This is a genomic window from Smaragdicoccus niigatensis DSM 44881 = NBRC 103563 (assembly GCF_000380645.1).
In the GTDB taxonomy this organism is placed as follows: domain Bacteria; phylum Actinomycetota; class Actinomycetes; order Mycobacteriales; family Mycobacteriaceae; genus Smaragdicoccus; species Smaragdicoccus niigatensis.
This window is the reverse complement of record NZ_AQXZ01000012.1, coordinates 231,432-241,481: the sequence shown is the minus strand read 5'-3', so window position 1 is coordinate 241,481 and position 10,050 is coordinate 231,432. Positions and strand designations below refer to the sequence as shown.

Here is a 10,050-nt window from a genome sequence, read left to right as displayed (position 1 = left end):
GGCTTCCCACTCAGCACTGTGGCGTTGCACGACTGAGATGGACCTCCTTCTCCGCCTCACGGGACGGCTCGTTAAAGGACGTCGGTCGATAGAGGAGCCTAGCAGCGGAGAGGACAGCTCGGGTAATCAGCGCCGAGCAAACTTCGGCGCATGTTCGGGTAGAACACCCCGTGCCACGAGGAACGGCGGGAGGCTGCGCAGAACGGGGATTCGCCGCAGGACCCGGAGCGGACGTGGTAGCTCCGTTCGGTTCGACAAATTCAGATCGCCTTCGAGTGCCGGCCGCATGCCGCGCTCATGCAGAACCCGCTGCATTCCCTGCGTCACGATGGTCGGCACAATCCGGCGCCGCTGCACCTTCGCGAGATCCGCATCCGTGACGGTCCCGTCCTTGAGCGGCTTGGCCAGAATGCGCGCCGCGGCGACCGCATCCTGAATCGCCAGATTGATTCCGACCCCACCCGCCGGGGACATGGCGTGCGCAGCATCGCCGATGCACAACAGTCCCGGCATGTGCCATTTCTTCAGGCGATCCAGTCGGACATGCAGAAGTTTGACGTCGTCCCAACTGTCCAGCGAGTCGACCCGGTCCGAAAGCCAGGGAGCCATGCCCGCAAGCGATTCGAGGATCTCCCGCACCGGATGCTGCCGTGCCTGGACGTCACTTCCCTTAGCGATCAATGTGGCGATCTGCCAATACGAGAACCGGTCAAGCATGACCCAGGCGCGCCGGTCGCCGAGCACGGGCACGATTCCGGCCGGATCTGTCTCATGCCGCGGAATCCGGAACCACCAGGCATCGAACGGAACCGGCCACTCAATGACATCCAGCCCCGCGGCCGCACGCACTGTCGACTCCCGACCATCGCAGGCAATGACCAGGTCGGCCCGGATCTCGCCCTCACCCTGCTCACTGCGGTACGTAACCCCGGCGACGCGCCCGTTTTCACGGATCAAACCCGTCACCGGGGTGCTCATACGCAGCGTGAACGTTGACTCTTCTTTGGCCGCCTGTGCGAGCAGGTCGAGCAGATCCCACTGCGGCACCATGGCGATGTATTTGTGCTTGCCGGGCAGGTCGCGCAAGCTCGCAATCAACACCGCCTGGCCGCCGACCGGAAGCTGCACACTGTCGACGTGATTCGCCGGGAGGTCCGCGAACTCCTCACTTAGACCGAGTTCGTCGAGCAAGTCGAGCGTTGTCGGGTGAACCGTGTCACCGCGGAAATCGCGCAGAAAGTCGCCGTGTTTCTCGAGGAGCGTGACCTCCACCCCACCTCGGGCCAAAATCAACCCAAGCATCAAACCTGCAGGGCCGCCGCCCGCGATCAAGCACGTGGTCTTCTCCACGAACTGAGCCTATGCGCGAAGAAGGTTGCTGACCATCCTCTTTGAACGCGGATGGCGTCGCGATCGCGTTCGGCGGCCAGCCGTCGTGACTATCCCTCTTCGCCGCCCGACTCCTGGTCGTCGCCGCCCTCTTCCCCGCCGGACTGGTCCTGGTCCTGACCATCTTCTTCACCAGCGGACTGGTCGTCACCCTGACTGTCCTCGTCACCAGCGGACTGGTCATCACCCTGACTATCCTCGTCTCCAGCGGACTGGTCATCACCCTGACTGTCCTCGTCTCCAGTGGACTCCATGTCCGATGCAGCGGAGCTGTCGAAGGTCACCGCGGACTCCGAACCGCCATCATCTCCGCCATCGAACACGTCGGCTGAGGCGACGCCGATGCCGCCGGCGAGGAGAACAGCGAGCGCGGGAACCACGAAGACCTTGCTGAGCATTGATTTCATCTGCACTGGATTTGTCCTTTTCACGAAGGGCGTCTGAGTTCGACTGCCACATGAAAAGGATGTGCGAGATTCCGATTCCCAACTAGCACCCCTGGGGGTGAGGGAACCCACCCCCAGGATGTTTATCGACGTCAGGCTCACAAAAAGCACCCCCGCAGTTCGGACCGAACGACGGGGGTGCAAGAAGATGTACTTAGTCCTCGGCGGGCGCTGCGGCGGACGCGCGAACCTGCGGCGCTACCTGGACGATCCGTCCCAGGATGCCGTTCACGAAGCCCGGCGAATCGTCCGTGGACAGCTTCTTCGCCAACTCGACGGCTTCATCGACGACGACCACAGGTGGCACGTCCAGAGCAAAGAAGAGCTCCCACACGGCAACCCGCAGGATCGCGCGGTCGACCGCCGGCAGACGGTCAAGGGTCCACTCTTCGAGATAGTCCCGGATGGTTCCGTCGATCTGCTGGCGCTCAGCCATGACACCGTCGACGAGCTTGACTGTGTACGGATTGATCGGGTTCACCGAGTCGGTCTTCCCGACCATCCCGAGTCGATCTGCAAGCAGCTCACCAGCGCTCATGCCGCGAGCTTCGGCCTCGAAGAGCAGGTCGACGGCCCGGTTACGCGCCTTGTGGCGCGTACCGAGCTTCTTCTCCGGACGTGAATCGTCCGTCATCAGGAGTTGACGCGCGAGATGTAGCTGGCGTCCCGGGTGTCGACGCGAAGCTTGTCACCGGTGTTGATGAACAGCGGAACCTGAATCTCGGCACCGGTTTCCATCGTGGCCGGCTTGGTTCCACCGGTCGAACGGTCGCCCTGCAGGCCCGGGTCGGTGTGCTGAACGAGGAGGTCAACGGCAACTGGAAGCTCGACGAACAGCACGGCACCCTCGTGGGTGGCGACCTGGACGGTCATGTTCTCGAGCAGGAAGCGCTCGCCGCCGCCGAGGGTCTCTTCGCTGATCTCGACCTGCTCGAAGGTCTCGCCGTCCATGAAGACGTACGACGAACCATCGTGGTAGAGGTAGGTCATATCGCGACGGTCGACCGTTGCGGTCTCGACTTTCACACCCGCATTCCACGTCTTGTCGACAACCTTGCCCGACATGACGTTCTTGAGCTTGGTACGCACGAACGCCGGTCCCTTACCGGGCTTGACGTGCTGGAACTCGGTGATGGACCACAGCACTCCATCGATGTTCAGAACCAGCCCATTCTTGAAGTCGGCGGTGCTTGCCACGGGTCTCCTCGATTTTCAAACGACACAAGTTGTTTCAGTTACACGATTGTCAGGTCTTTGCTGGTGAGTGTGAGCAGCTCGGCTCCCGAGTCCCGGACGACGAGGGTGTCCTCAATCCGAACCCCACCTCGGCCGGGAAAATAGACACCTGGCTCCACGGTCACCACCGCGCCGGAGAGCAGTTTACCTTCTCCGGTTTTTGTGATTGCCGGTGCTTCATGGATCCGCAGGCCCACGCCGTGGCCCAACCCATGCGTGAAATGTCTGCCCATGCCCGCAGCCTCGATGACATCACGCGATGCCGCATCGAGTTCGCCATCCGTGACGCCCGAGCGAACGGCCTCACAGCCCGCCAGCTGTGACGCCAGAACGACGTCGTAAGCCGCGCGCTGCCAATCGGAAAGGGCACCGAGAACGAAGGTTCGCGTCATGTCCGAGTGATATCCGTCGACCAGCGCACCGAAGTCGAGCTTCACGAAGTCGCCATGGGCGAGCACGGCCTCAGTCGGCCGGTGATGTGGGATGGCCGAATTCGCGCCCGTCGCGACGATCGTCTCGAAGGCGATTCCATCGGCACCGGCCTCGAACATGCGCCACTCGAGGTCGCGAGCCACGTCGCGCTCGGACCTCCCCTCCCGCAATCCCCCAGCCTTCAACAGGGCCGCCAGAGCCGCGTCGCCAGCGGCACACGCCTGCCGGATCAGGTCGATCTCGCCGTCGTCCTTGACCTCGCGGAGTTGCTCCACAAGTCCCGAAATCCCTTGCAGTTCAATGCCTTTAGTGGTTCCGGAGAGAGTCGCATGATCTTCGACCGTGACGACGTTGCTCTCGAACAGCAGACGCTTGTACTCCGATTCATTCGCAAACTCTGCCAGTCGGCGCCCGCAGGCCCGGGCGATGTCCACCCGTATATCCGGCGCCTGGCGGGCCGACTGCTCGGAATATCGACTGTCGGTGCACAGCAGTGTGTGCTGGTCACCGTGCACGTGCACGAGCAGCGCGGCATTCGATCCCGTGAACCCCGTCAGGTATCTGATGTTGACGAGATCGGTGACCAGCATCGCCGTCGCGTCCGCCTCTCGAACGAGGCGCCGAAGCGCTTCCCGCCGAGCCGCGTGATTGGGTCGCATCTTCCGAGCGTAGGGCGAGCCGAGCCGCGGGGCTACGGCTTCAGCCGTCAACCTCCGAGTGCAGGCTTGATGTTCGCGTTCAGGTGGAAGACGTTGTCCGGGTCGTAGGTCGCCTTGATGGCCGCGAGCCGGTCGTACTTAGCCGGGCCGTAGGATGCGCGGACCCGTGCTTCGTCGGCGTCGTTGAGGAAATTGACGTAACCGCCGGCATTCGAAGCGTAGGGCTGCAGGGCAGCCCACATCGTGCGCACCCACTCGCGGTCGTGCTCGAAATCTGCGCGGTCGATCGACGCACAGTCCACGTTGACCGCGTAGTGCGGCGACCGTGACCCACCGAACGAGGTGTCATCCTCGCTGACCTGGCTGAACGCGCCGCCGAGGCAGAAGATGCCGACGAAGGACTCGGTCGAGCGAGCACCATCGGCGTTCGCGGCGAGGGCAGCGATGATCTCATCGGTCAGTTCGTCCACGTCGAGCGACTTCTCATACGCGTACATCCCCCACGTGAGGTCCTCGTCGAACATCTTCTGGAGGTCGACGAACGGCATCGGCGTGATGAACGAGAACAGCGGCGACTGGCCGAGAACCGGTGCCACCAGGTCGGCGTGATCCTCGGGTGTGGTGTAGCCGGCGACGATCATCGCGTACCCCTTCTGACCCTGGACGTGCTCGGGGACGAAGGGCGCCGGCGGTGCCGTGAGACCGACCGCTACCAAGGCACCAGCACGCTCACCGACCGTCGGAATGAAGTCCCGGATGAACTGCAACGCCTCGATGCCGTGGTCGAGCCCCCAGAAGAACATCCCGAAATTGATCAGGGGACCCACAGTCTGCAGCCGAAAATCGAACTCGGTAACGACACCGAAGTTGCCGCCGCCGCCACGGAGCGCCCAGAACAAGTCGGGGTGACTGTCGGCGGAGGCCTGCACGACGTCACCGTTCGCTAGAACGACCTCGGCGCCGACGAGGTTGTCGACCGACAGTCCGCCGAGCCGCGTGAGCCATCCGATGCCGCCGCCGAGTGTGAGACCGGCAACGCCCGTGTCACTGATGACGCCGGCTGGCATCGCAAGCCCGTGCGGCTGGGTTGCGGCATCGAGTTCGGCGAGCGTCACTCCCCCACCGACGCGGGCGCGCTTCGCCTGCGGGTCGACGACCACCGATTTCAGTGCACTGAGGTCGATCACGAGACCGCCATCGGCGATCGCCGTGCCGCGGTAACTGTGCGCGCCACCGCGCACCGAGACCTCGAGGCCCTCGCCTGCGGCAAGTGCGAGCGCCGCGGCGACATCAGGCGGCGATGAGACCTGCGCGATGAGCACAGGTCGATGATCGATGTCACCGTTCCAGGCCGATCGGGCCTGGTCATAGCCGTCGTCGCTGGGTTCGATGAGCGTTCCGCGGAACGCCGAGCGGAATAATTCGAGATTCGATGTCGACGTCATCGGAGTCTTCTCTCAAGCGGTTGGCCGAACTGACGCGATCAGCGTAGGCAACGCTTGCAGGTGCGCTCTAGAGGCGCAGATGGGCTGTCATCAACTGGACAGAATCGACCAGGATCAGGCCCGCGCCGCAGGCTTGATGTTCGCGTTGAGGTGGAAGACGTTGTCCGGGTCGTAGGTCGCCTTGATGGCCGCGAGCCGGTCGTACTTGTCCGCCCCGTACGAAGTGCGCACTCGGTCGGCGTCCGCCTCTGCCATGAAGTTCACATAGCCGCCGACATTGGAGGCGTACGGAGACAGCGCGTCGAACACCGAGCGAACCCACGCACGGTCGGCCTCGAAGACCTCGCGGTCGTGCGACGCCCCCTCGATGTTGACCGTGTAATGCGGCGACCTCGAACCCCCGAACGCGGTCGCGTCCTCGGAAATCTCGGTGAATCTGCCCGCCAGCGAAAAGATCGGCATGAATGACATGGGCGAGGTGGCACCGCCGGCGAGGTCGGCGAGAACGTCGATGACCTCGTCGGAGAGATCATCAATATCGAGAGACTTCTCGTAGCCCAAAACGCCCCACGGAGCGTCTTCGTCGAACAGTTGCTGCAGAGCCGTGAACGGCATCGGCGTCAAGAACTCGAACAACGGAGGCAACTGTGCACGAATGGGCGAGACCATTTCCGCGTGATCGTCGGGCGGTCCGTAACCCACCACCAGGAGCGCATAACCCTTCCGCCCGTGGAATTCCTCGGGAACGAAAGGCGCTGGTGGAGCCGACAATCCGACTCCCAGGAGCACCGCCGAATTGGGCGGGAGCGTGGGTATGTAGTCCCGGGCGAGACGCAGCGCCTCACGGCCCGACTCGAGACCCCAGAAGAACATCCCGAAACTGATCATCGGGCCGATCTCGTACAGCCGGAATTCGAACTCGGTGACGACACCGAAGTTGCCACCGCCACCACGAAGTGCCCAGAACAGATCCGGGTGGCTGTCGGCGGAAGCTCGCACGACCTCGCCGTTGGCCAACACCACTTCGGCGGACAGCAGATTGTCGATCGACAATCCGGCTAAGCGCGTCAGCCAGCCCATGCCACCGCCGAGGGTCAGGCCAGCCACACCGGTATGGCTGATGACCCCGGCCGCAGCGGCGAGGCCGTGTTCCTGCGTGGCTGCATCGAGAACCGCGAGCGTCGTGCCACCACCGACGCGCGCCGTCTTCCCCTCGGGATCGACGATCACCGTGTTCAGCGCACTGAGGTCGATCATGACGCCGCCGTCGGTGACCGCCGTGCCCCGATAGCTGTGCGCGCCGCCGCGCACGGACACCTCGAGGCCCTTCGACGCGGCGTAGTCCAATGCCAACGCAACGTCGCCGGGCGACGAGCACCGAGCGATCAGGACCGGGCGATGATCAATGTCCCCGTTCCAGGGCGACCGCGCAACGTCATAGCCGTCGTCGCCGGGTTCGAAGACCGTTCCTCCGAACGCAGACCGGAATTCTTCGGGATTCGATGAAGCGGCCATCGCCATCTTCTTTCGCGCGCGAATTGCTGGGTCGCGCTTAGCGTATCGCCGGTCCGAATTCCGCTCTAGATGCGACTTTTCAGTCCCGCGCGACGGCGGAGTACGCGGCCGCCAGCAGCGACGGGTCGGGTCCCGCGAGCCGGCCCGGCTTCGCCAAGCCGTCGAGCACGACGAACCGCAGCACACCCTGCTTGTTCTTCTTGTCGCCCTGCATCGCTTCCATGAGCTGCGGCAACGCGTCGCCGTCGTAGCTGGTGGGAAGACCGAGGAGCTCGAGAATTGCCCGATGGCGGTCGGCGGTGGCGTCGTCGAGGCGACCAGCCAGGCGGGCCAGTTCGGCAACGAAAACGAGGCCGACCGAAATCGCGGCGCCGTGGCGCCACTTGTACCGCTCCCGACGCTCGATCGCGTGCCCGAGGGTGTGACCGTAGTTCAGGATTTCGCGCAGGTCAGACTCGCGCAGATCTGCCGCGACCACATCGGCCTTGACCTGAATCGAGCGTTTGATGAGTTCGGCGAGGATCGGCCCCGTCGGGTCGATCGCCGCCTCGGGGTCCTTCTCGATGAGATCGAGAATCACCGGGTCGGCGATGAATCCGGTCTTGACCACCTCGGCCATTCCGGCAACGAGTTCGTTCCGCGGCAGCGTCTCGAGGGTCGCGAGGTCGACGAACACCGCCGAGGGCTCGTGGAAGCAGCCGACGAGGTTCTTACCTGCGTCGGTGTTGATTCCGGTCTTGCCGCCCACAGCCGCGTCGACCATCGCGAGCAGCGTGGTCGGAATGTGCATGACCCGAACGCCGCGCATCCAGGTGGCCGCAACGAATCCGGCGAAGTCGGTGACCGCGCCACCACCGAGGCTCACCACGACGTCGCTCCGGGTCATCCCGATACGACCGAGCACCTCCCAGGCGTAGCCGGCAACGGCAAGATCCTTACCGGCTTCGGCGTCGGGGATCTCGAGGCGGTGCGCCTCGATTCCGATCGCCGCGAGCTCAGCACGCAACTCTTCCGCCGAGACGGCGAGGGTCGGCTGGTGGATGATCGCCACCAGCCGCGTGCCCTTGAGCGCGGTGAGGATCTCGTCGAGAAGGCCACGACCGACAATCACAGGATAGGGCTGCGCGGTCCGCACATCGATCCGCACAGGCTCGGTCTGGCTCACTTCTTCTCCTCTGTCTTGCGCTGCAGCTCAGGCAATGTCTTGACCCCCAGTTTCCCCAGGATCTGCGCGACGACGCGACCCGGGCTACGCCGATCGGTCCGGATGCGGATCGTGGCGACCTCCCGATACAGCGGACGTCGCCGGCGCATCAGTTCCCGATACTTCGCCTTCGGGTCCGTTCCGGCAAGCAGTGGCCGGGCGTTGCTCGCACCGGTGCGGAGCACACCCTCGGCTTCGCTGATTTCGAGATAGATCACGGTGTGCCCGCGAAGGAGTTGGCGCGTGTTCTTTGACAACACCGAACCGCCGCCCAACGACACGATTCCGCGCTGATGAATAACGGCCTCGCGAACGACCCGTTCTTCGATCTCGCGGAAATGCTCCTCACCGTCGGTGGCGAAGATGTCCGAAATCGTGCGTCCGGTCTCGCGTTCGATTGCCGCGTCGGTGTCGAAAAGTTCGACTCCCAGGGCATTGGCGAGACGACGTCCGATGGTCGATTTCCCTGCGCCGGGAGGTCCAACGAGGATGGCTCGCGGCTTCGACGGCCCAGGTACGGCCATCAGCGACGCATCCGCTTGGCAACGCCAGCGAGGTAGTTGTCGATGTTGGACTTGGTCTCGACGATCGAGTCGCCGCCGAACTTCTCGAGCGCGGCCTGCGCGACGACGAGAGCGACCATCGCCTCGGCGACGACACCGGCAGCCGGGACCGCACACACGTCGGAACGCTGGTGGATGGCGACGGCCTCTTCACCAGTCGACATGTCAACGGTGGCGAGCGCGCGCGGAACCGTCGAGATCGGCTTCATCGCGGCACGCACGCGCAGCGGCTCACCGTTGGTCATTCCGCCTTCGAGGCCGCCGGCACGGTTGGTCGAACGAAGGACGCCATCCGGGCCCGGGCGCATCTCGTCGTGTGCCTGGCTGCCGCGTCGGCGTGCGGTCTCGAAACCGTCGCCGACCTCGACACCCTTGATCGCCTGGATACCCATGAGCGCGCCGGCCAGACGCGAGTCGAGGCGGTTCTCCCCGCTGATGAACGAGCCCAAGCCGATCGGCAGGTTGGAAACGACGACCTCGACGACACCGCCGAGGGTGTCACCGTCGCGCTTCGCAGCCTCGATCTCAGCGATCATGAGAGCTTCGCCGTCTTTGCTGAACGCACGCACTGGACTCTCGTCGATCGCGGCGAGGTCCGAAGGCTGCGGAACCGTCGGGTCCGGGGTGGCCGCGGCGCCGATCGATACGACGTGCGAGATCACCTCGGCGCCGAAAGCCTGGCGCAGGAACGACTTTGCAATGGCGCCGAGCGCGACGCGGGACGCCGTCTCACGCGCGCTGGCGCGTTCGAGAACCGGTCGTGCGTCCTCGAAGCCGTACTTGAGCATGCCGGCGAAGTCGGCGTGCCCCGGGCGCGGACGGGTCAACGGGGCATTGCGAGCCAGGTCGGCGAGGAGTGCCTCGTCGACCGGATCCGGCGCCATGACCTCGACCCACTTCGGCCACTCGGAATTGCCGATCATGATCGAGATCGGACCACCGAGCGACTTGCCGTGGCGGACACCACCGAGGATCGTGACCTCGTCGGCCTCGAACTTCATGCGGGCGCCACGGCCATAGCCGAGCCGGCGCCGAGCGAGATCGTTTCCGATCTCGGCCGACGTGACGTCGACCCCCGCAACCATGCCCTCGAGCAGCGCAATAAGCGCGCGACCGTGCGATTCACCTGAAGTTACCCAACGCAACACGGTGTCCATCTTT

The 10,050-nt window shown here is 64.3% G+C and carries 10 protein-coding genes; all 10 read right to left on the bottom strand.

Translation table 11 applies throughout. The annotated features are described in order from the left end of the window. Positions 1-126: 126 nt before the first annotated feature. Positions 127-1,302: an FAD-dependent oxidoreductase gene (locus F600_RS0105465; protein WP_245541477.1), complete on the bottom strand. Its 1,176-nt coding sequence runs from the start codon at positions 1,300-1,302 to the stop codon at positions 127-129. A 137-nt stretch (positions 1,303-1,439) separates the two neighbouring features. Continuing rightward, on the bottom strand, positions 1,440-1,802 hold the full coding sequence (locus F600_RS30120) for a primosomal protein (RefSeq protein ID WP_018159585.1): 363 nt from the start codon (positions 1,800-1,802) through the stop codon (positions 1,440-1,442). A 187-nt stretch (positions 1,803-1,989) separates the two neighbouring features. After that, positions 1,990-2,469 (bottom strand): transcription antitermination factor NusB, encoded by a 480-nt coding sequence (gene nusB, locus F600_RS0105455; RefSeq protein ID WP_018159584.1) that lies wholly within the window; start codon positions 2,467-2,469, stop codon positions 1,990-1,992. Continuing rightward, positions 2,469-3,032, bottom strand: a complete 564-nt coding sequence (gene efp / locus F600_RS0105450; protein ID WP_018159583.1) for an elongation factor P — start codon at positions 3,030-3,032, stop codon at positions 2,469-2,471. The genes nusB and efp overlap by 1 nt, the downstream gene beginning before the upstream one ends. A gap of 38 nt (positions 3,033-3,070) precedes the next feature. Continuing rightward, positions 3,071-4,162, bottom strand: coding sequence for a M24 family metallopeptidase (locus F600_RS0105445; protein WP_018159582.1), 1,092 nt, complete (start codon positions 4,160-4,162; stop codon positions 3,071-3,073). 47 nt (positions 4,163-4,209) lie between these two features. Beyond that, positions 4,210-5,607 carry an FAD-binding oxidoreductase gene (locus F600_RS0105440; RefSeq protein WP_018159581.1) on the bottom strand — a complete coding sequence of 466 codons (1,398 nt, stop codon included), beginning with the start codon at positions 5,605-5,607 and terminating at the stop codon, positions 4,210-4,212. Between the two features lie 114 nt (positions 5,608-5,721). Continuing rightward, positions 5,722-7,128, bottom strand: coding sequence for an FAD-binding oxidoreductase (locus F600_RS0105435; protein WP_018159580.1), 1,407 nt, complete (start codon positions 7,126-7,128; stop codon positions 5,722-5,724). Positions 7,129-7,201: 73 nt separating this feature from the next. After that, on the bottom strand, positions 7,202-8,287 hold the full coding sequence (aroB, locus tag F600_RS0105430) for a 3-dehydroquinate synthase (RefSeq protein ID WP_018159579.1): 1,086 nt from the start codon (positions 8,285-8,287) through the stop codon (positions 7,202-7,204). Further along, positions 8,284-8,850 carry a shikimate kinase gene (locus F600_RS0105425; RefSeq protein ID WP_018159578.1) on the bottom strand — a complete coding sequence of 189 codons (567 nt, stop codon included), beginning with the start codon at positions 8,848-8,850 and terminating at the stop codon, positions 8,284-8,286. The genes aroB and F600_RS0105425 overlap by 4 nt, the downstream gene beginning before the upstream one ends. Next, complete coding sequence (aroC, locus tag F600_RS0105420; protein WP_018159577.1) at positions 8,850-10,046, bottom strand: chorismate synthase; 1,197 nt, start codon at positions 10,044-10,046, stop codon at positions 8,850-8,852. Before aroC ends, F600_RS0105425 begins: the two co-directional genes overlap by 1 nt. Positions 10,047-10,050 lie beyond the last annotated feature (4 nt).